The following is a 23,288-nucleotide window of genomic DNA, read 5'->3' on the forward strand; positions in this document are numbered from 1 at the left end:
GTAAATATAGGTTCAGCACATAGTAAATAGCCGGTAACTCTAAGCGAACCTGTTATTCACTATATATTAAGAATATTGGTTATCAAGTACGGCTAGAACGACGACTTGGATATAGTACCTTTGACTGGAGATGTTATAACAACCTTTATAGCCATTGGCATTAGAAAGTTTCAAAATTTTTACTCAGGGATGAATCTATTGTTATCCACTTTGCTTTATAATGCCTCCCAAGTATGTGATAACAACTCATATAACCGATTAGCCTTATGTTCTGAAATTCTTTCTAAAATATCTTTTAGCCAAGTATAGGGATTTACATTGTTAATCTTACAAGTAGCAAAGAAAGAATATACCATTGCAGCTTTCTGGGCAGCCTTATGTGATCCTGCAAATAAATAGTTCTTTCTCCCTATTGCCAATGGTCTGATGGTATTTCTATGCGGTTATTATCTATTTCATAGCTACCACCACTAGTGTATGCTATGAGTTTGCTCCATAACTTAAGAGTGTAGAAGATTGATTTACCAATAGCGCTCGACATCAGCTGCGATTTTCCGATGGGGTGCGTTGGTGATGGACAGCGTATGCGTATCGACATGTCCTCACTACTTTCGAAAAGCAGCTTGCTTTTCTGTTTTATATCAGTCCACTAACAACGCAGCATTAGTCATTTCGCCACTGATTGAAACCGTATAAAATATAGTCTTTAGCTTAGATTGTCCAACTCGACATCTAAGGAACCCTACCCTTCCCTCGAACATGTTTTTAAATATTCGAACACTGGAGTACCGGCCAAGTTGAAAAGCTCTAGTGTGAAATTTTTCATACTAGCATGTTTAGGTTAATGTTCAATTAAAAAATAGCAAAAAAAGGTGAAAATTAGGGTTTACGGGAAACCGGGGAGTTTCCCGTAAACATTCCTATTCAATCATTTTATTTAATCACTTTAGCGGTTTCCGTTCTATCGGCCGCTATCATCCGAATAAAGTAAACACCTCTAGGCAGACTGGCCATTTCAAAAACGGGACTTTCCCCTTTTTTGATGTCCTTCCTGTCCAATTCCTGTCCCAATCCGTTTACTAGAATGGCCGTGTGGTAATCGGTCGTTCGGTCTATATTCACCTGTAACCTATCTTGAACAGGGTTCGGATAGACAAAGAAATCAGGAGCTTCAGAACCAATGACCGAAGCTTTCAATTGCATGGCACCGGCAGTGGCACAACTACCGACCTCGAAACTATGCCGGTTCGCCGAAGTATTGCGCTCCCCACCCTCAGGAACGTTGTAGGTGTAGAAGAAGTAAACGGTCTGCCCAAGCTCGGCATTGATGGCCTTCGGCTCGTTGGGCGTCACGCTATAACCAGGGAATATTCCGTTTTCGACCGTACCATAGTACAGAATAGTCACGCCATTTCCGATACCTGGGTTTTCAGGTACGAAAGTTAAAAAGGAGCCCTCTTCGTTTTCGGTTATCTCAACGGTGTAATCGTTGTTGGCCGCAAGCTGAGAACAGCTGCCGTTATCATCATTATCCTGTTCTTGGTCGTTCTCCGTAAAGGTCGCATCATTTCTTGCCGAATCAGTATCCACGGTATCGATATACAGTAGGGAATTTCTGTGTTGTAGATAATATCCGGGATAGTTGAAGGATTCGAACGAGGTCGCCGAGGCGTCGGCCAATCCTTCCCGTTCAAAAAAGGTAGCATCCTCCCTGTACAAAGCACTATCCTCAACATCATCTAACCAAACCTCTCCTCCCCGATGCCTTAGGTATTTGTTCGGAAAATCAACAGATTGAAAGGATACACCGCTACCGGCAAGTCCCGCTACCATATTCCATTGTCCCGCTTCGACGGGTACCACATCGGAAGCAATTCCAACTCGACCATCGAGATGTCTAATAACATTCCCCGCCTTGCTGACACTGGTCCAAGATTTGATTACTCCGACCGGTGGCTCCGGTAAGGTAACGGAATCGATGGTAATACGATAGGTAATAGTCGTCTCGGCGCCACAACCGTTGGTGTAGGTTCCTGTATAACTACCGCCATCACCCTCGCCGATAACAAGGAAATCGACCTGTCTTTGGTTCGATGAAAAGTTGTTCGGCCCGGACCAGCTCCAAGTACCTTCCGCGGGTCCTGGATTTAAACTCACACTATCACCCCTTCCAACGGTCAAATTTGTTTGAGAGGTCGCATCACCATTTACGTCGGCAGAGGCGATTATATCTGAAGGTTGACAACCTATCAGACCACTACCATCTTCCCAGACAATATCATCGATGGCCACCGCGAAGGGCGAAGATGGAAGATTCTCGGGATCACTGGAGAAAATAAACAAATAGGATAAGTTTTGAAAAGCCAGTAAGCCCTCAAAATCTGAAAGGGGAATCTCGACTTGCCCCCATTCACCGTTCCTTACCAAACCGTATTTGGTTTCGTCCGCAGGAAAAGTGATATATTTTTCATTGGTGAAATTATCGGTAATACCGATACGGAAGGATACATCGGCAGGAATCTTGATCTTAAACTTCATGGTACCCTCCTCGACATAATTGGACATATTTTTTCCAAAAAGACTGGTGATTCCGGCACCGAACCAAGTATTGGATGAGGAAGTTTCCCAACTGATGACCTCCTCGCCCTCGTAAGGCGCTTCAGAACCTTCGGCAAAGGTGTCAGAAAAAACGAAGATATCGGCATCACTGCCAAAATTCAGCCCATTTGCCACCGGGGTGTTTTCAGTGAAAACACCAAAGTTGCCCGATTCGGCCACTAAATCGTCACTGCCATCACCAAATTCTACGCTACCATGTCCGTTGTATTCGGAAACACGCACATAGTCCACCATCATTTTACCGGGCAAGGGTGCGTTGATACCGTTAGGATCCAAAACACCCGTTAGGCTACCGCCTACCGCCAAGTTCAGCAACATATAAAAAGGACGTGTAAAAGCCGCCGTATCGCCTTCGGGATCGAGGGGTAGCGGTCCGGCATACAAATCGTACTCCGTTCCATCGTCTTCAACCACAAAGCGCAGGGATGTAGGCTCCCAATAGAGCTTGTAGGTAACAAAACGATCGTTTAGCGGCCGATCGGCCACATAGGGAGTATTATAATCGACGTCATAAGCGATGTTACCCACCCCTCCGTTATCGGGTATTGGAAAAAAGGCATTGGCACCTGTGTAGGTATTGACCGTAGAATTTGGTTCCAGTTGCCGGGTTCGCTCTTCTTGGTTAAAGCCCATTTCCATCATATCGATTTCCCCTTTGGCGGGCCATACCAGGTTAGAAGTTCCCAAGAGCCATACAGCCGGCCATAGACCGGTCTGTAGGTCTGGCACCCGCACCCTGACCTCGATAAGACCGTAATGTATAGCCACCTTCTTATTGGTGGTAACTTTTCCGGAAGTAAACGACTTGCTTCCAGAATTCTCCCTTTTGGCCTCGATCACAAGCGCTTTGTTCCCGGGTTCCCCAGGTACGTCTTCTATATACACATTGTCGGACTCGTACGACTGAAGTTCTTGATTTCCCCAACCACAGATACCCTGTGCACAACCATCGCCTATGTCGGGAGTCCACAAACTTTCGTCAAACGTATCAAAATTATCTTCCCATAAAACCTGGCCTACCTGTGCTTGAACACTTGACAGAACCAAAATGGACCAAATGAATACCAATAAGATTGACTTTAAATACATCGGTGTTCCCATTCCATTTTGCCCCTTGTTAAATTCCTTATTCGTGTAACTATTTTTCATTTTATTAATTTTTAGTTCCCTTTAAAAATTTTCCACCTTCCGCGATTTAATCTAACTGCCAAAGTATTTTTTAATTTTTATAAATGATTAAGAATGACATCAACAAAAAACATACAAGCCCAATATGTGTTTCTTATTTTAAGAATTCCCTATATCGGATTACCCGATTTAACGGACACCCACTATATTTTGTAGAAAAAATTCATAATTGGGGTTTTATCAAAAAAAACCAACAATATATTGATGTTGTATGGTTGATGTTTACATGATTTTTTGAAAAAAAAGGGACGATATCACTATCGTCCCTAATCAATCGCCTTCTAGTAGGTTAAGACTATACTGTATAAGTTTGAAGCATGTTGAATAATTGACATGGGCCTGTCATAAACAACATAGGAGATATGGGTTTAATTACAAGACCGTACCACCTCCCAAGGTTGACCATCACCAGTGCTTTCAGAAGGTACTTCTCCACTGGTCCACCACTTCGCCCGATATACGGTTCCGTTGTAAACTACTTCGGCGTTGCCGAGATAGGCCGCTGATGCACTCCATTGGGCAATAGAAGAGCAATCGCCATCATCGTCACCGCTACCGCCATCATCGTCACCGCTACCGCCATCATCACCAGAGCAACTGCCGATAAATTCCCATACGTCACCACTAGTAGGTAGATCGCCAAGTGTCCACCATTTGGCTCTATAAAGTGAATTTTGGTACGTACTGTACACACCTCCGGCGTAGGACGCCGTAGCGCTCCATGCCGCGGCCGAATCGCAATCCGTGCCATCGTTCGGATCTGGAATTGGATTTGGGATTCCATTACCACCACCAGGATAATTTTCTGCATTCGCTATAGCGGTCGACCTAGAAACACCGTTCAGTATTTGGCTGCCCACATGCAAATAGCCATAGGCCGAGGTATTGCCATCACCCAACAGCAGTTGCCAGATCATTAGACCGTCATTCTGGCTTTTGGAGGCGATATGTTCTGAAAGGTCGGCAATTGTCTGATAGTCATAAGTGTAATGTGGTCCCCAAGGCTCATTGGGATAATGGGTGCCCGCAGCTATGTTGAAGCCGTACTGATCTGCATAGTGTTTGTATGCGTCATACATGATCTTACGATTACTAGCCGCCCCGGTGTTGTATCCCTGATAGGCCACAAGGTCGATTTTGTCGCCCACCGCTTTCATAACAGGAATAAAATGTCCCGTAGCACTAAAGCCGAAAAGACTGATGGCCTCGTTAGGCTCCGTGGCCTTGTAGAGTTTGTCGTCCGATTCCCCGGTTACGGAATTTCGCTTACTATAGGCATAGGGAGAAGCAGGGTCGTCATTGTTTAGACCTCCCAAGGCCCCTGCACCTGCAGGAGCACAGGCCAAAAGGTATTCGCCTTTAGGCATGATAGCTCTTGACTTATTGAAAAAATCAATAAAGTGCTGTACGTTTTCCGGCTCACCGATAGTCGCAAAACTCCCGCTGGGCTCATAATCCCAATCGATACCTTGAAAGCCCATGTCATCGACAAAATCCTTAATCTGTTGATAATCGATGTCGTAGGCTGCTTGAGACCCCCAATATGTTTCCCCACCGATGGAAAGGATGACATTGGTACCCCTAGCCTTTAGGATAGAAACGGTCTCTTTGAGGGCCTCACCGTCATAAGGCGTCTGTATACCTGTACCGGAGAGTGACATAGAACCCTTTTGGTACCTCAAATTTGGTTTGGCAAAGGCTAGAAAAACATGAGTAATATGCCCCGGAAGATCTCTTAACTTCGAAGGTTTCCCGGAAGCCGCCCAAGTTTCGGACCAAGACGGAAAATACCCCAAAACAATGGGCTCATCTACGGATGAGGCCTGTGCCGCAACCGGCGTTATCGGTGCCTGATCCAAACTTTGTTCCTCGGAAGCGATTTCCTTGGAACAGGACGAAAACAAAAAGGGAATCAAGAAAAGAGACCCAATAATCTTTTTTAGTGAATTCATAATCAATAAGTTTGAGAGACTCTTATAAAAGTCCCTGAGTTAAACATGTAAAGAATTGAGGAATAAAATATATGCGACACCTAAACTAAGGAGGGCATTGTACTTTTTTAAGTACAGGAGAGTTTGTCAAATAAGATGGCTCCATAATTAATTGAAATTTTAATGAGCCGCAAATATATTATCGTTGCTTCCTTTGAAGAGAGGAAAGAATATCAACAAAAAACATACAAAGCAAAAAAATACCTTTTTACTGATAAATCGACAATAAAACACCCCATATACTATACGATTAGATAGATTTTCAATATTCTAAAAACAGTAAGGTTTTTTCCGAAAAAATAGCGCTCCGGTTGATTTTGTGCAGGTGTTGTGCAGGTATTTTCTATGGTTTTGTGGTTCTATTCTTAGGATATATACACCGAAACTCCTTCAAAAAGTGTTTTCACGGATTGTATGGTGTCGTTTTCATTAAAATTTTAGGGTATAGAAAAACAAGAAATCACATTGGTAATCTACAAGAGTACCCTTTTAAGATTATGGGATTCTTTAGCGTTAAAAAAACAAATAGTGGTTTAAACTTGAACATTTATTCGCTCCGATCTTTCCAACTTTAATCTGTTTGTTTAAATAGGGGGAGGTCAGGTCCGAGTCCAGTCCGTGCTACTAAAAAAAAGCTATCGATTTCTCGATTGCTTTTTTTGTGTTTGGGTAACTTCCTCTATAACAACAGTAATTTTTAAATTTTAACCGTTAAAGTTACAGTATCACTTACAGTTCTACGAGTTATACACAGCGAAAGAATCCAGATAATCATAAATTGCAATTCGTATCCAAAAAGGTAGTTAGGATGTTATTGATTGATTCGCCGATTGTTATTACACACCTTTAATGTCGATTCTAAAATCGTGCAAAATGCAATTAAATCAAATGATACGTCTTCTTACCCTTTATTTGAATATTCCATAAAAACTTTATCAAACCAATACAAGCCAAAATTTTAACAAAAAAATTACATCTACGAAAATGAAGCTTTCCAACCAATTCCTAATAACAATTACCCTACTAATCACAAGTATTACATTCGCTCAAGAAGCTCCACATTTTAAGCCTGGAGAAGACCCAAGGCAACCTCATCAGGAATGGAAATTAATTGAAAACATGTCCGATGAATTTGAAGGGAAAAAGATAGATGAAAAAAAATGGCAGATTTCGGGCCAAGGATGGATAGGTCGCGCTCCGGGATTGTTTCTTGCAGAAAATATTTCCTTAAATAACGGAAGTTTACAAATAACTACAACTATGCTGCCAGAACCTATAGTCAAAAACAATAAAACCTATACGCACGGAGGTGGTTACGTTGGCTCAAGAAATGGTATGACCTATGGCTATTATGAGTGCGAAATGAAAGCCAACAAAACCTTCATGTCCTCTACATTTTGGTTAATTAATGAAGGGAAAGACCGATTAGGATGCGACAAAAGAACAACGGAATTGGACATTCAGGAATCTGTTGGACAAATAACGAATGATGCCGACTGGATGAAATACTTTGACCAAACCATGAACTCCAATACCCACAGTAGAAATATTCCGGAGGGATGTGAATACGAAAAAGGATCGAGCAAAGGCAAAGCGGAGTTAGGAGGAAAAGCATACGAAGATTTCCATGTTTATGGTGTTTGGTGGAAATCTAAGGATGAAATTATATTTTTCTTGGACGGCAAGATGCAATCTAAAGTAACGCCCCCGGCCGATTTTGATATTGAAATGTATTTACGAATGGTCGTTGAGACCTATGATTGGAATCCGGTACCTAAAGACGGCGGCATGACAGGTTCAAAAGAAGATAGAACTACAACGTACAATTGGGTAAGGTCATGGCAATTGGTTGATTCAAAGAATTAATTGTTGGTAAAGGATATCTAAAGTAAGTGTCTTTACCTATATACAAAGTAGTAAAGACACTATGATTTGTTCTCCATATTTAATAAGGACTATCTCATAAAATGTGTAAACAAAAAATATTTACACCTTATGAAGAAAGAAGAATTATCCAATAATGAATTTTTAAAACCGTTCAAATCGGGCGACGAACTGAACGGTTTTTTGAAGGAGCTCCAGAAACGCGGCATCGCAAAGATGCTCGAAGGGGAGTCCGAGATATCCATTCCCATCAGGAACTGGGGCATAATACGAAATCAGTTCCTCACGATCTATGAAAAAAGGGGCAGACTTTAAATATAGTCAACCCCCTTTTTTTAACTTACGCACTTATTGGGATAGAGTCTTTTTTAATCTAACTCAAAATACTCTTCGTCGGTCATTTCGCCATTCTTAATTCTTTCTAACTCCTTAGTATAAGAACGAATGTATTTATCCAATTCCGGATTAAAAAATTCTGATTTCTCTTGCTTGTAAGTACCATTTAATACCCCATTATAGTAGTAGAAAAAGTTGTAGTCAAAACTAGCGGCATCAAGGTCATATGCCCCTAAAAGAAATCCTAATCTTACTGCAGAACGTCTCTGGTAGCTACGACCATGGTGTCCTGGGCTAGATGTATTATTATCACCTATAGATTCTGCAAACTCATAAGCTGCAGCAATCTCGGAAAAACTGGTTTTATTGTACCCATTTGGTCTTCTTAGGTAATATCCAGCCATACCATCTGCTTCTAACTCCCCAGCTCTTGCCGTGGTTTCATTTTTAGAAGGGTAACCATAGGTAAATTGTAATTGGTGTGCAAACTCATGTGCTAAAATCATAACATTAGCAATTTGCCCTTGTGCCTTTGCTGCATTATAAATAGCCTCACCATAATAAATTTTACCACTACCATAAGATATGGCATTGTACGTAGAATTTGGATTAACGTTGTCTTTTACAAAAGATAAAGGCACAGCTGGTCTTCCCCAAACAGATGCTATCTTAGAATTCTGTGTTTGCATAAAGTTAGTTTCCGATGCAGTACCAATAGAGTTAGATAAAAAAGCCGTACTACTCCAGTTACCATCTACATACCCACAATTATGCAGTTCCTCTGGGAAAGCATCTGAAATTGCTAAAACAGATTCTTCTGCACTCTCTACATCTGCAACGTCTGCGTCGTTAGTACAAGATTGTAACACTGAAAAAAACGTAAGCCCTAATACATAGGCTACTTTGCGATTTAAGTTTTTCATTTCTTTATAAATTTAAATTAGTTGTATGCATCACAATATTAATAAATAAATTCTTACAAATAATGAAATATTATCATTTTTTTAACAGTACATTAGAACTATCGGATTACTAGGTTTTTAGTGAATAAATTTATATCCATGAATTAAAAAAGAGCGAAATGAGGAAGCACCCCAAAATGTATGCATCCCGTAAAATAAATAAAGACGACGTAGGAATTTAGACATAACTTACTGTAGACCTAGGGAGTTAGCAATTACAATTCGCATCAATCAACTCACAAAAAAGAAGATCAGTAGCAAGTTGTAGTGATACTATTGATAGTTCTCAGTTATGTCAAGTGCCTTAAATACTCTATATGTATATCGACACTCCTTCAAAAAGTAGTTTAACGGATGTATGGTACTGTTTTCGTTGATATTTTAGCGTATCGGAAAACCGTAAGGTACCTTGGCAATCTACTGGGGGGGGGGGGCACTATTTTAAGATTTCCAAATATTCACCTATTATCCCATTATCGATACGAAAACGCCCTAGTAATTGTTATAATAAAAAGGGCCTGTCCAAGCCTTTTGGACAGGCCCTTTTTTCGGCCCATGTTTTTGGTCATGGGAATATATTTAAATCATTCCTTGAGAATAGACTTCACCACATCGTAGGTATCGGTTTTCAACCTTAGAAAATAGAGGCCTGGTTCAAGTTCCGATAAGTCTATGAATTCGTGGTTCATGACTTTTTCAAAAGACGCCACTTGTTGTCCCGTTACATCAAGAACGATTGCGCTTGCACTTTCGGAACTTCCCAAATCGACACTAAGGTTATCCCGAAATGAATTGGGTGAAACGGTTGCATCCAACGAATCGATTTCTAGCGATGATTCGGGGAAAATCGATGCCGAAGCGTTCAAATTATTCGTATTTGCCATGGAAATCTTCAACCAGTTAATGTTCCACCCTCCAGTTATTGCATAAATGCCAAGGTTGTATGTTCCTGCATCAACATGAACAGTGTGGGAAACTGTTGTCCAGTTTTGCCATCCATCTGTTTTCGGGATGCTTCTTTCTCCTAGAACAATTGAACCGGCATTTAAATCCAAAGAGAGGCTTCCCCCTCCATCCCTACTTGCTACTCTATAGGAAACAGTATAATCGCCGGATATAGGAAAGGTTACATCTGCATAGCTCATCCAATCTTCGGCGTCGATATAGCCCACATTTTGGCCACCATTCGTATCAGTGGTATTTTCGACCTCTACACCCCCCATATTCGTATAATCTTCCGCTTCCATTACCATTTCGAATATCGGTTCTCCCCCTCCTTCTGGAAAAACTTCCCCGGCCAGATTGCGCCGTTGGATTCCGTTAGAGCGAAATTCCGATACCAAGTTTTCGATTTCCGAAGGGGCGACTTCTTCGTTTTCATAAAAAAGAACCCAATCTACCTTCATGGTCGAGTTTCTGTTCTCCGTACTGGCACCGGTGATGTGACCGAATATCCAATTGGCAAAGGCAATCTGCATGGGACTTCTAGGGTAAAGGGGGGAACCATCCTTTGGTGAATATTTCAAAACGCCCAAGTACTCATCATCTACCCAAAACTTTACATTTACACCATCGGTAAATGAGAAAGTATAGGTGTGCCATCCGGAGTAGGATCGTGTAGAGGAATCGCTATCATTGAAAAAATTATCGCCTTCATAACGATTGTAGGCCGTGGTATACAGCACTTGATTGTCTGTAGAAGTACCCCATTTGTCCGCAGCGAAATATTCAAAATCAATTTCACTATACCGCGAACCATCAGTGGCCAGTAAGTGACTTACGATCGTATAGAAAGTTTGCACATTTCCATCTTTGTAAGCAAAGGGCACATCGCTAAAATTGACCCTTGCAGAGTAGGTACCCTCAAAATAATCATACCCATTGGTCTGTATCCTGGAATGCGTTATATCGGTTCCACTGCCTTGCTTGTTCACTACAGTTTCTAGCGTTACCAAGGCATTTCCTGAAAGGTCGGGATCTTGAACAAACTTAACGTTACCTTTGTTGTAAATAGCGTTTGCCGGTGGGCCATTAAGGCCATCGACAACTACCCATTTATTAAAATTCGACAGGTCGTCATCATTGATACCATCGTAGTTGAAATCGTCGAACATGATAACATCTTGTGCTTGGCCCCAGTGCAAGTTGCAAATGATCGTCAGGATAATTAGGTTTCTGAATAATTGGAATTTTTCCATAAGTTCTCGATATTAATTTTAGTTATTAATTAAATTATCAAGACGGTCTTTTGTAAAATTCTATTTTTTTAGGATTCGGTCAAATATACCAAATTCTAGATGTTAAATACCGTAAACAATTTTGTTTTTTAATCTATAATACCACCAAAATTTAGGACAGAAACTTAAGTTGTAATTCTAACCCTTTGACGAACGGGGACAATGGGCGGTAAAGCCTAAAGGGCATCATCCGACTTCCTAAATTTCCGTTTGCCCGTATGATCCATACCTCGCTCACGTTCCAATTTTATCATTTCTTGGGGTCTGAAGTTCAAGATAAGAGCCCTTCGCTGCCCATTAGTACTGTTACCTTTACTGTAATGTAAAGTAAATCCGTCATGAAAAGAACACCCTCCGGCCTTTAACGGCAATGGTTTTCCATTTTCAGGAAATGCTTGAACGGACAATGCTCCACCTGCTATTTTATGGGAATGTTCCAATAGCTTTTGGTCATGTCTCCTTGCAAACCACATACATCCATTTTCTTCATAAACATCATCAAGTGCAATCCAACAACTTACCGACCTTTTGTCCGGTAAGTCGATCCAATAAGCAGCATCTTGGTGCCATGGCGTTTCCGTATCGGTAAAAGGAGCCTTATTGATCAGCATATCAAAATCCAGTGCCATGTCATCGCCCAGCAAATCCCGGGCCCAAGCCAATGCTTTTGTATAAACTTGCTTCTCTAAAAGTTGGGGTTCAATACTACTGGGAAGCATGATCTGCGTAATTTTCTCAACAGCCTCAGAATTTGAGCTATTACCCGATAAATCACTTCTCAAGCCGGCAGTAAGCTTCTTGTCTTCCAAAAGGACATCGTATAACTTTCTAAGTTCAACCACTTCATCAAAAGATAATAGTTGATCTAAATGCCCAAATCCATTGTTTACAAAATCATTTTTCAACATAGCAAGCATAGGTTTTTATTTAAGAAATACTTCTACCGAGTCTCCATCTTTAATCAAAGAATTCACGAATACACGGCCATTACTTTCGACCACTTTACAACGAATCTTATCTCCTTCCCTTAAAACCTTAATATGGAAATCCTTATTAAAAGCCTTAATGTGGTTTAATTCCATCTTGTTCCATTCCTCAGAAAGTCTAGGCGTACAACGAAAACTACTTAGGCCCGTTGGTACCATACCAAACATGCCTTCTGTAAATACCCGGCAGTACAAGCCACTTTCTGCGGAGAGGTGGGCCATATTCCCTTCAGGATAAGCCTCTACAACATAGGGGACCCGATCACCCAATAAGCGTTTTTTGGAAAACTCTTTTAATTTATTCAGTGATCGTTCCGTGGCACCCGCAAGAAAAGTGCCCCTTAGGGCATATAGGGTTCCGCGATCCCAAAAAACTTTGGATATTTCTAAGTTTTCATCATTTTTTTCAACGTGAACGCCGTTATCCGTCCATAATCTATCAAAAAGGGCATCAATAGTTCCCTCTTTCCTATCAAAGATTTGCACCACCAAAGGAAGGCAAATCCAATGCCTTAGATTCTCATGTTCCTTGTAATATTTATAGGTCTCCAGACCATCAATTGTTTCCCCAAAATAGGCTTCAATGTTCTTTTTCAATCGAACTGCGGCCTTTCGGTAGCCAGAAACTTCTTTTTTGGGCCTCCCTAATGAAACACCAAGGTCAGCGGCTAAGTTTAAGGCTCCGTAATATAAACTTGAAGTTGATAGATTCGCATTACCCGTTTCTATCCTCCCTTCCATTTCATCCGATTCCGAAATCACCACGCCACTCTTGTTCAAGTTTCGCTTGTTATATTCCAAACACCATTTAATTAGGGGCCATATCTTTTCCGCCACCTCTTTATCTCCGGAAGCCATAGCAAATTGTGCAGCCCCGTATGCTATCATTGCAGCATCACCACGGTCTAAAGGACTAATTGGGGCGTCACCCTCCATTTCAAAAGAGTACCTAATATTTCGGTAATCGGGGGTAATTTCCTTTGTATACAGATCGTACATATTCAGTGCAGCACTGTTTCCCAACTCATATCCCAAATATGGAAAGAAGGGATTTACGTATTCGGCTTGATCATTTGCCCAAAACCCCACGTAATAGCGTCCACCCCCAGGGGAATGCACCAACCCCAACTTTGACTCGAATATGCTTTCCGATGCCCTGATTTTAGAAAACTCAAACAAGGTATTGAGGGTTGAATCTGGCGTTACAAGCTGTAACGAGCTCTTCATTTTATTCAAAAAATCAATACGATCCCTATAATATTCATCCTCATGAACTATCAATTGCGGTTCTTCGTTCAGCGTAGCGGAAACATGAACCGAAAATTGGCAAGACTCCCCTCCGGCCAAATTGATATTCTCCTTGATATTGCTGCCGGTATTAATGACGTATTCCCCCTTAACACCTTTCACATGCCTTTTGGTCTGTGTTGTTTTTCCAAGAAGACGAATTGTTGAATCGGTGGTGTTGATCAATTCCCATTGTTCAATAAAGAGACGTTGGTTCGTAGATGGAAAAAAAGTGCGAATCAAGCCCACCCCTTCTTCAGGTTCATGCTCTATTACCAAGGTGCCATTTATCCTAACATCCTTAACCGCTCCAGGCGAATAGATTTTTTCGTTTACTATTAGTGTTGGCAAGATATCATCAGAATACGTACGGGCTAAGTAAGCCCTATAGTGCTTCCAATCCGGGTCATTGGTTTTTATATACGTTCTTAATTGAGGAAAAAAAATCTGTCTCGAAACCGAGAGCTGTTTTTGCTTGTCTATATCATAGGAAACTATGGCCGAAACCCGTTTGCCAGACATCTCTATGTTATCGCTATAAGGCACGTTCTTTTTCTCCGAAAGACTCAATTTAATCTCATTGGTATTTTCTATCGTCCAATGTTGGGAGAATTGAGCAAACTGGAATTGGGCAACAAACAGAAAAATTATTGTACTAATTCTTTTATACATTATAATCATCTTTATCACTATTAAATTACTTTATTTCAAGTAACATCCAGTTGTCATTTACCACTCCGTCAAGCACATTTTCCATACATAGGTTCCAACTGATAAAACCCACGATATTACCATCTTCATCAACATGGTCATCGCTTGGAGCCAATGGTTGGCCCGTATCTGCATGATAATTTTCATGGGTGGTTTTGTACTTTGCAATATCGTCCAACAATAAATTGCCTACGGTTTGTCCCAACCAAGCTACCTCTTGATCGTACCCATAATTTTTTAACCCTATGGAATAGATATAGTTGGCTATGGGCCATACGGGGCCTTGCCAGTTTGAAAAAGGCACAATAATGTTTTTATTATTGTAATCGGGATCTTGTGCAGAAAGTGTTCTAAAACCATATTTTGCCTTCATATGTTCGTCACTCAGCAAATAGGTTTCTATCATTTTCTTTGCATTGGGTTTTGGAACGATATGGGCCGCCAATGGTAAAAAAGAGGAAAAAGTAACCCTTTTATAGAAATCTCCCGTTTCCCTATCTACGGTATAAAAAATAGAATCTTCTTCCGACCATAGAATTTTGTTAATTGCCGTTTTTAATTCCTTTGCTTTCCGCTCGTACAAAAGGGCATCTACCTCATTTCCCATTTTTTTTGCGAGTGCAGACTGAGCTATATATTCTTTGTATTGCCATGTACTAGCGTCGGGAGCTAAAAAAGAGCGCTTATCTTCTATAAAATAATTGAGGGCCGGGTTATTGTCTGCCCCGCTCTGCATTGCTATATCCCAAAAAAACAGACCGGTAATACTATCTCTTTGGGTTTTCTCCCTATACTCCAATACCTTTTTAATTTGATTGTAATGAGGCTTTACCCATTCAAAGTCGTTCAATTTTTCAGAAGCCAAATACACACCTTGGGACAAAAAAGGTTTCATTGCAAACTTGCCGAATATGGGGCGAGGCCCATTTATGGTAGCACAACCGGACACATACCCCTCTTCATCTATCCCCTTAATCAAGTTCAGCGCCCAATACTTTAGATATTCGGGCTTGCCTTTACTCACAAAATAGTTCCCCATAAAAAACCCGTCCCAATCCCACATTTGCTTGTAAAAACCGGCCGGTATGAGGTATGGATATTCCAGATAGCCCTCAGCCGGTTGAATCACCTTTGTGCTTAAGTGCTTAAAATTTTCGGTTAAATCGGTATAGATATCGTATAGTTCTTGCCGATTTAAAGTAGATACGACCTCGGTTTCCATTTCTGATATTTGCTTTGACGACTCTTCTTTACAACTGTTCTGCAATATGCTAATCGCAATAAAAAATATAAAGAACAAATGGGAGTTGTTTAGGTTCCGTTTGATCAAACCTTTCTTTCTATAGCGTATCTTCATATTATTTATGGTGTTTTGGCCTCGACAATTTGCGAATTACTATCGAAATCTATTTATAATAGCCTCCAAATCGCTTACCCTTGTGGGGTTTTGATCGGCAATATTTCTTTTTTCGGAGATGTCATCGGCAAGGTTGTACAATTCAATACTTGTTGAATCGATTTTAGGATCCTTGATTGTCACCAATTTATAATCTCCCGACCGTACCGCATGTCTTGAAATGCTCGTCTTGAACTCCCAATACAAAAAAGAATGTTGTTTTTGCTGTTCATTGTCGCCTAAAAGGGTGGGCAAATATGAAATTCCATCGGTTGAAATAGGTTTATCCTGACCTGACAACTCACATGCCGTAGGTAAAAAATCCCAAAAAGTTGCAACTTGATCAGTTTCCCCTTTCTCTATTTTCCCTGGCCATTTTGCTATAAAAGGCACTCGAATACCTCCTTCATATAAATCTCTTTTCATTCCCCTCAAAGGTCCATTGCTGTCAAAATAATCCACTTGCCAACCTCCTTCTTGGTGTGGTCCGTTATCCGAAGTAAAAATCACGAGCGTATTCCCATCAAGATTATTTTTCTTGAGCAAATCCAATATTTGCCCTACATAGCTATCCAATCTGGTTATCATTGCCGCACCGGCTTTTTTTTCCGACGGCCACGGTTCTTTATCGTAAATTCCATAATCCGGTACTTCCATACCGTGCTCATTAATTAAAAAGCTCTCATTATTGGCGTGCGGTATCGTATAGGCCAGATATAGAAAAAAGGGTTCCTTCGCATCAGTTTTTATAAAATCCAAAGCCTTTTCCGTGAACAGATCATTAGAGTATTCTTTCTTTTTTATAGCGGCATTTCCGATACCTACTGCATAATTGGTACTATCGGAAACATAGACTACTTCATTTTTCAAAGGAAATTTTTCACCATTTTCCATAAGATAGTCCGGATAGTAATTATGTGCCCTAATCTGATCGTAATAACCAAAGGAATAATCGAATCCTTGGGCATTGGCGTATCCTGATGTACCTACATTTCCCAAGCCCCATTTCCCTATTACCCCTGTTCGGTATCCGGCATCCTTAAGCACTTCTGCCACGGTAAGATCGCTATCTTTTATGGGTTTTTCCATGGACTTAATGGTGGTATTGCCCATGTGCTGTCCGGTCATAAGGCTATTTCTAGACGGGGCACATACCGTAGCCCCCGCATAGTGTTGGGTAAATCGCAAACCTTCCGAGGCCATACGGTCAATATGTGGTGTCGATATGGTTTCTTGCCCATAACACCCTAAATCCCCATAACCTAGGTCATCTGCTAGAATGAATATAATATTGGGCTTTGAGCCCTTTACCTTCCCGTATGCGGAGTCCGTATTTTCGCAGGAACAAAACAAAGCCATTAAGGCAACGTATAAAAGAGTTCTTTTTTTCAAATCAATTTTTTAAAGGGGTAACTAATTTCTCAAAAGGCAGAAAACCGTGCATTGGGTCGGTTTTATATTTTATGTTCAATTGGTTCTGAATCTTTCGATAATAATATTCTATCCTCAAGGTATGCTTGCCTTCGGAAAGAGCTACATTAAAATCTTGAGGAGTTTTGTTGGTCTCACTTCCTTTGGCTACAAGTTTATCGTCGATATAGATATTGGCAAATCCGTCATCGGTTGTAAGCCTAAATGTATAGTCTTCGTTTCCTGGAATATAAATTTGTCCGTTAAGCTCAACCGCATATGGGTTATAAAGTCGGTAAAACCTTGTATCGATATGTCCATCCCTAGCGACCTTGGCAAAAAGTTCGCCGTTTATTTTATCTAGTCGATCACTGGTCATAAAGCCGGTAACCCCTTCCCTTACCAACTTCAATTCCGAGAAATCGGGCACACTTCCCCCAACTTCTTTTGATATGGGGCCATAAACTTTATAAGAATAAGCCGGTACTATTTTCTGATAATACTCTTGCTGAGGATGCCCTAATGGGTTTCCCGATGCAGTAAAGGCCTGCACGGTAAGAATTCCCCCGTTTGCAATGTCAATTGGACCCTCGTATGGTTTTGCCTTCCCCATATTGGGCAAGCTCCAGGAGGTCGAGAAATTCCATTTGAACTCTACTTCCTCCTTAGACTGAAATGCTATGGTTATTTTGTCGGTAAAACGTTGATCTTCCTCATGCACCAAGCCGCTCACTTCTATTTTTACCGGATTAAAAAGACGGGAATACAATTGGTCCGTCTTTTCAAGTGTCTTTAAAAAGTTATCGTAACCTGTATTTATAGATCCACTCCAAAGATGGGCCGCCAAAACGGGCACCCTCTTTCTTAGGACAGGAATAACCTTAAAGTGGTTTTGCTCCCAAAAAGAAATTTGCCCCCCTAGAATTGCTTCATCGCCGGTCACCTCAATATCTTCAATAGCGTCTTGCCAATGTGACCATTTGGTCGGACTCCAATCATATGCTTTTTTTATTTCCGGGGCAAAATTCATGGCTCCCACCATATACCAAGGCACCCAGGTGGAGTTAACAATTTTATACCCATTATCCAATAGGTTTTGGGGATGGTTATAGGTAGTGTTCCAAACGATTATCGTGATGTCTTTGTCCACGGTAACATATTTAGATCCCGTACCGTGAAAGCCCTCCCAAATTAGGGTCTTTTTTCCCGTAGCCTTTACCATGCCGTTCATTCGGTTGATAAAGTGGCAAAAGAGTTCATTCGCATCGCCATTGGCCGCTTCCTGTAAATTATGTTCAAGGGTATACGCTTTGTATTCCGGTATTTTTTTCAAGTTTTCCAAATACACCTCATCTCCGCCAACATGTATGTACGGACTGGTGTAAAATACCTCGGCGACCTCTTTTATAATTGTATTCAAGGCCGAATAGGTAGACTCTTTGGCCATATTGACCACATACAAGGGCTTTGCCTCCTTCGTTTGCTCATCGACACTGCCAAAAACCTCAGGATAGGTACTCCACAAAATACCCGAGTGACCGGGAACCTCAATTTCAGGAATGATGGTAACCCCCCTATTTTTTGCATACTCCACCAAATCTCTCAACTCTTCCTTGGTATAGAATTCGCGACTGCCATCCGAATGGGTTTTATTTACTTTCGGGAATTTCTCCAATGGAAAGGTAAAACGCTTATTATCCGTTAAATGAAGGCTTAAATACTTTATCTTGTACAACCACAACAAGTCTATGGTTTCCTTAATAGTTTCCGTAGGATGCCAAAATCGGGCAAGGTCTAGCATTACAGACCTAAAATTAGATTTTGGGCTATCGGAAATAACAAGCCGTGGTATTGCGCCCCCCTTTTTGGAGACCTCTACCAATTGAACCAAGCTCGCTACCGCATTGGATACCGCTTCATAGGTCTGCCCTTCGATTTCAATTTTTCTACCCACTTTAATGGTATGGGAGTTTTCGTTCAGGTCTTCATTTATGCCCAGTAATATCTTGGGACTATTTTCTGAATCTTGGGCCAATTTTAAATCCGCTCCGGCAATGCGGTTGACATAGGCGACCAAAATTTCTGCCAATGGTTTTAATTCGGGTTGGGCTACACCAACCAAAGTGGGGCCGTTTAGTTTAAAATATCCCTTTTCCTTGACCATCTGTGTCGGACTGGGCAGCACGTCCCAATTTCCGTGATCAACCTTAGATATTTGGGCACCTCCCGATAAAGCTCCTAGGAGCAATAAAAATAGACTTAAACAAATGTTTTTTTTCAATATCATGTTTTTTATTTTTTGAACAAATGAGCGTACTCTGTTTGTATCCTACGGGCTACATCTATGGTTTTTTCGGTTGGCGCACTAGGGTATATTTGATGGGAGCGAGTCCATTTATAATCCATCTCCCGCACCTCAGCATCATAGGCTTTGGGGTCAAAATCGACACCCTCGGTCAATGACCTCCGTAAGTGATCAACGAATAGTTGCCATCTAGGTTTATAATACCCACTGAAGAGACCGTTCCATTGTTTACCCGCATAATCTCGAAGCCCCCCTTCTGGGTAGGGCTGCCAAATCGTAACAATTGTTCTGGCATTCCATTCATAGTATTCTTTCTCTTCCGGTGTGCTTCCCCAACTTTTGGCATCTTCCAACCATTTTCCCAATAAAAAATTCTCATTTGCACCTGTAATGGCCTCAAGGTCATCCATGAGCTTGAACAAGGATTTAGCGCTTCGGTCAAGCGCTTGCCGATCTTTTTCTTGATAGGCCACGCTTACATCGTTTATAGATTTATGGGTTAAGCTAAACAGCAACTCACGGTATACGTTCGTAAGGTCGAAATTATATGTTTCAACGTCTTGTAGTTCATTGGCCTCCCCCAGTAGCAACCCAGCCGCCTTGGCCAGCTTATAGACATCAAAATCCCATGCAAAGGGGTCCGTCTCGGTTATTTTAAAATCCTTTCTTACGTGTCTAATATCTTCTTTACTACCTTCTTCAAAAATCATTAATCGCGGGGTGGTAATCAGGGGAGACCACATTGTTCGGGTTCTACCATATACCGATTCCCCTAAAAGTTGCCAAGCCTTTTTTACGGACGGGCTTTTTGTTCCGTAACGGATCGTGGCATAATCTTCAATCCATTCTTGTACGTTAACTTTTTGGGGGTCCCAAGCTTTTTCAAAAATAAAATCCTGCACAATGGGATTATACCCCAAACCTTCCGGAATCACCCCTATACCCTTAAGGTTATTACCTATTTCCGATGTATAAGCCTCTTGGAACTGTCTTTGCATTTCTTCGAGATCTCCGCTCATGTTCACTTTCTGATCTTCATTACAGATTACGTTCCATATCCAAGGCTGTCCATAAAATGCATCTGTTTTATCCCAAGTAGGATTCTTTTCTCCATAAAGATCGAGCACAATTGCTCTATTCTTTGGTATCCCATCTAAAAATGCCCGACCCCTTTCCTTTGTCCAAAAATCTTTTTTGAAAAAGAAAAACCACCCTTGAAGTACCCATGTGGCTTTTGAATCTGCCAATTCCATAGACTTGTATACACTTTCACTTACCTGTTTTAAAAAAGCAGGATCCTTAGAAGGCGGGTCTACCTCAATAAAACAGTCCGCATCATATAAATGATCCGTTCCGTAAAGTTCGGTCTGTTTTTTAATAAAGGCCGTACCAATTTTTTGAAATAGCTCATCGGTAGGATCAAGAAAATAAGTGCCCTCTACTCCTGCCCAATCTTCTATTTGAAAAATATTGGCCTCTGGGTAGAGTTTTTTTAAGACTTGGGGAACATGGCCCGTAAACGCTTGTAATACCGGCTTCATACCAAGGGACCGCATACGGTTCAAAATTTTAACTTGTAGTTCTTTCCTCTGTGTTATCCAATTTTGGGGTAGAGGACCGCCCATTCCATCTATATTCCCCATCCATCCCCAGGGCAAGTGTGCAGGACCTACAAAAAAATCATCAATCTGCTGCCGAGACATTCCAAAATCACTCAAAACCTCTTGCCATACAGCTTCTTGACCGATAATAGCCAAAGGCATATTTACTCCTTTCAATGCCATGTAATCAATCATCTCCTCCCACCTATCCCAGTTCCACCAAGGCATGGTGTAGCCGTAAGTGCAATAGTTAAATAAATAGCGATAATCGAAAGGTGTCTCTTTTCTGATTTTAGAGGTCAGTCTAGGAAGCGTCTTAGGAAGGTCAAGTTGATTATAATTTAACGATATGTGGGCGTTACAGTAATTTTTCAAATACCAGTCAAGACCAGATGCCATCGCCACCGCGCTATTTCCAGATATGACGATCTTTCCTGCATGTCCATTAGATACCTCAAAAACATCTTTATCCTTTGAAGCTGTAATTTCCTTAAAAACGAAGGAGGAAGCACGTTCAGGTAAAATGCGATTCAAAATACCATAAGCAGATTTCTCCGCACCGGATTGCCGTGCTTGGCTATAAGTGGCTATAGTAAACAACAGTACTATTAAACTGACTACTTTTCTCATGAATTCAATATAGATTAAAACCGAAAGGTCGTGTTAGTCCCACTTTTGGGCCGTCCCTACAGACCATATAAAAACAAAAGGCTTATTGATCAAGGCAAAGCGATTACTTTGGGGGAATATCACCTTACAATAAGCCTTTTTAACCAACTCAAAAAATTAATAACTGAACAGAACGGGCCCTTCTTGAATGGTCGGGACCATTTTTACCGTCGGGGCGTTCCGAGCAAACCAAAGTGGATCTCCAAACACGTTATCTACAATATTCACCCCTTGAATGGCCGCTTCAAAATTGGTCTGGTTGAAATTCTGCATGGTCTCGCGTGGGTAACCAACCCGTACCGGATAACCTTTTTCCTTGTTTATCCCTATATCGAAAAAGTCCAGGGTCGGCAATCCCGTTCTTCGGATCATTGAAAAGGTATTTATACTTTGACCGAACTGTGCTATATAACGTTGCGTAATAATCTGCTCCAATGCATTCGCCGAATCAAAGGTCACCCCTGGAGAGGCCAAATAAGCATCAATTGCCGTTTGATCTACTGCTAACTGCTCCATATTGGCCTTAATGCCCTCTTGGTATGCCTGGTCGACCGAAATCCCTGTTTCAATGCCTTTGCTCTCCGCTTCCGCCCTTATAAACAACAACTCTGAATAGGTCATAATAAATCTCTTTTGGGCCGAGGTATACGAATCGGATAGTTGACTTACCGAATCCAAAGCCACCCTGGTATATCCACTTGGATTCTCTTCATCGAAAGCCGGTGGAACCCCGGTGTACGTATCACTATCCGTATAACCTGGAGCCGGATTCAAAAGGACCTTCATTCTGGGGTCTTCCAAGCCCCCAAGGGTATTTACAAAACCGGTAATAGCGATAGGAGAATTGGTATTGTTCTCGACATATTGGGCAAAAGGGTCGGAATAAGAACCTATAGTAGCCTCCCATGTCATACCAAAATTATCCTCATTACTTTCCAATAATGGATATTTACTAGGGTTTGCGAAAATAGACTCAAGTCTAGCCTTGGCAAACCCGGCATCTGCATCGGAAATACGCATTAAAATACGTACTTGTAAGGAATTGGCGAATTTTTTCCATTTTAACAGGTCTCCACCGGCATAAGCGTCACTTTCGGCGTTCAATGCTATACTAGGCTCTCCAGACAGATCAAAAGTGCCATTGGCCTCTTCCAACAAATCAAGAACCGCTTTGAGAATTTCTTCTTGCGAATCAAACTTTGGTTTATTGTACTGTTCTTCTTCCGAGACTTCCCCGAATTGCGCATCGGAAAATGGAATGGGCCCCCAAAGTTCTGCCATATTACTATATATCCACCCTTTTAACACTAGGGCTACCGCTTGGTAATTCGGTTGGGGGGTTTCTTCCGTATTGTCCAAAATTCTTTCTATCAACGGAATTGTTTGGGTTACTAGATTTTGATACACCCAAAAATCATTGAAATCTTCACGTGGATTGGATGCCACAAAGTCAGTAGGAGCCGTGGTATTCGTGTAATATTGCACCCATTTTGCCGTTCCCTTATTGTAGCTGTTGATATTATCCAATAACTCCCGCGATGCCCTTATTTCCGCACCTAACAATAAACTTTCATTGCTACCTACAACTTGCGCATTAGGGTTTGTGTTTATTTCCTCAAAATCATCGGTACAGGCCTGTAGCGAGAAAATGAGAAAACTAATGATCATTATATAATTTGAATATTTCATATTGATATCTTTTTATT

The 23,288-nt window shown here is 41.2% G+C and carries 14 protein-coding genes and 1 pseudogene; 2 read left to right on the forward strand and 13 right to left on the reverse strand.

Annotated elements, in window-relative coordinates:
- Positions 1 to 215: 215 nt before the first annotated feature.
- The 4 genes from ZOBGAL_RS24010 to ZOBGAL_RS22590 all read right to left on the reverse strand — a co-directional run bounded on the left by ZOBGAL_RS24010 (position 216) and on the right by ZOBGAL_RS22590 (position 5,759).
- Positions 216 to 356 carry a transposase domain-containing protein gene (locus tag ZOBGAL_RS24010; RefSeq protein ID WP_084724337.1) on the reverse strand — a complete coding sequence of 47 codons (141 nt, stop codon included), beginning with the start codon at positions 354 to 356 and terminating at the stop codon, positions 216 to 218.
- A gap of 53 nt (positions 357 to 409) precedes the next feature.
- Positions 410 to 598: an IS66 family transposase gene (locus ZOBGAL_RS24015; RefSeq protein WP_394331323.1), complete on the reverse strand. Its 189-nt coding sequence runs from the start codon at positions 596 to 598 to the stop codon at positions 410 to 412.
- A gap of 335 nt (positions 599 to 933) precedes the next feature.
- Entirely contained in the window at positions 934 to 3,768 is a 2,835-nt protein-coding gene (locus ZOBGAL_RS22585) for an AbfB domain-containing protein (RefSeq protein ID WP_052725485.1), read from the reverse strand.
- 407 nt (positions 3,769 to 4,175) lie between these two features.
- Complete coding sequence (locus tag ZOBGAL_RS22590; protein WP_013992384.1) at positions 4,176 to 5,759, reverse strand: carbohydrate-binding protein; 1,584 nt, start codon at positions 5,757 to 5,759, stop codon at positions 4,176 to 4,178.
- A 1,023-nt stretch (positions 5,760 to 6,782) separates the two neighbouring features.
- Here ZOBGAL_RS22590 and ZOBGAL_RS04805 point away from each other — a divergent pair.
- Complete coding sequence (locus tag ZOBGAL_RS04805) at positions 6,783 to 7,664, forward strand: family 16 glycosylhydrolase (protein WP_013992386.1); 882 nt, start codon at positions 6,783 to 6,785, stop codon at positions 7,662 to 7,664.
- A 129-nt stretch (positions 7,665 to 7,793) separates the two neighbouring features.
- A pseudogene (locus tag ZOBGAL_RS24090) lies at positions 7,794 to 7,913 on the forward strand (IS256 family transposase); the annotation flags it as partial.
- A 137-nt stretch (positions 7,914 to 8,050) separates the two neighbouring features.
- Here the strand turns inward: ZOBGAL_RS24090 and ZOBGAL_RS04815 are convergent.
- The 9 genes from ZOBGAL_RS04815 to ZOBGAL_RS04855 form a co-directional block, all read right to left on the reverse strand.
- Complete coding sequence (locus ZOBGAL_RS04815) at positions 8,051 to 8,941, reverse strand: metalloprotease (protein WP_013992388.1); 891 nt, start codon at positions 8,939 to 8,941, stop codon at positions 8,051 to 8,053.
- A gap of 623 nt (positions 8,942 to 9,564) precedes the next feature.
- Entirely contained in the window at positions 9,565 to 11,178 is a 1,614-nt protein-coding gene (locus tag ZOBGAL_RS22595) for a carbohydrate-binding protein (protein WP_013992390.1), read from the reverse strand.
- 215 nt (positions 11,179 to 11,393) lie between these two features.
- Positions 11,394 to 12,125 (reverse strand): phytanoyl-CoA dioxygenase family protein, encoded by a 732-nt coding sequence (locus ZOBGAL_RS04825; RefSeq protein WP_013992391.1) that lies wholly within the window; start codon positions 12,123 to 12,125, stop codon positions 11,394 to 11,396.
- 15 nt (positions 12,126 to 12,140) lie between these two features.
- Positions 12,141 to 14,162 (reverse strand): hypothetical protein, encoded by a 2,022-nt coding sequence (locus ZOBGAL_RS04830; RefSeq protein ID WP_013992392.1) that lies wholly within the window; start codon positions 14,160 to 14,162, stop codon positions 12,141 to 12,143.
- Positions 14,163 to 14,187: 25 nt separating this feature from the next.
- Positions 14,188 to 15,558, reverse strand: a complete 1,371-nt coding sequence (locus ZOBGAL_RS04835; RefSeq protein WP_013992393.1) for an MGH1-like glycoside hydrolase domain-containing protein — start codon at positions 15,556 to 15,558, stop codon at positions 14,188 to 14,190.
- A gap of 39 nt (positions 15,559 to 15,597) precedes the next feature.
- Positions 15,598 to 16,989, reverse strand: coding sequence for an arylsulfatase (locus tag ZOBGAL_RS04840; protein WP_197541282.1), 1,392 nt, complete (start codon positions 16,987 to 16,989; stop codon positions 15,598 to 15,600).
- A 1-nt stretch (position 16,990) separates the two neighbouring features.
- Positions 16,991 to 19,294 carry a family 20 glycosylhydrolase gene (locus ZOBGAL_RS04845; RefSeq protein ID WP_013992395.1) on the reverse strand — a complete coding sequence of 768 codons (2,304 nt, stop codon included), beginning with the start codon at positions 19,292 to 19,294 and terminating at the stop codon, positions 16,991 to 16,993.
- A gap of 5 nt (positions 19,295 to 19,299) precedes the next feature.
- Positions 19,300 to 21,543, reverse strand: a complete 2,244-nt coding sequence (locus tag ZOBGAL_RS04850; protein WP_013992396.1) for an alpha-N-acetylglucosaminidase — start codon at positions 21,541 to 21,543, stop codon at positions 19,300 to 19,302.
- Positions 21,544 to 21,699: 156 nt separating this feature from the next.
- Positions 21,700 to 23,271: a SusD/RagB family nutrient-binding outer membrane lipoprotein gene (locus tag ZOBGAL_RS04855; protein WP_013992398.1), complete on the reverse strand. Its 1,572-nt coding sequence runs from the start codon at positions 23,269 to 23,271 to the stop codon at positions 21,700 to 21,702.
- Positions 23,272 to 23,288: the final 17 nt, after the last annotated feature.

Source organism: Zobellia galactanivorans (assembly GCF_000973105.1).
Taxonomy (GTDB): Bacteria; Bacteroidota; Bacteroidia; order Flavobacteriales; family Flavobacteriaceae; genus Zobellia; species Zobellia galactanivorans.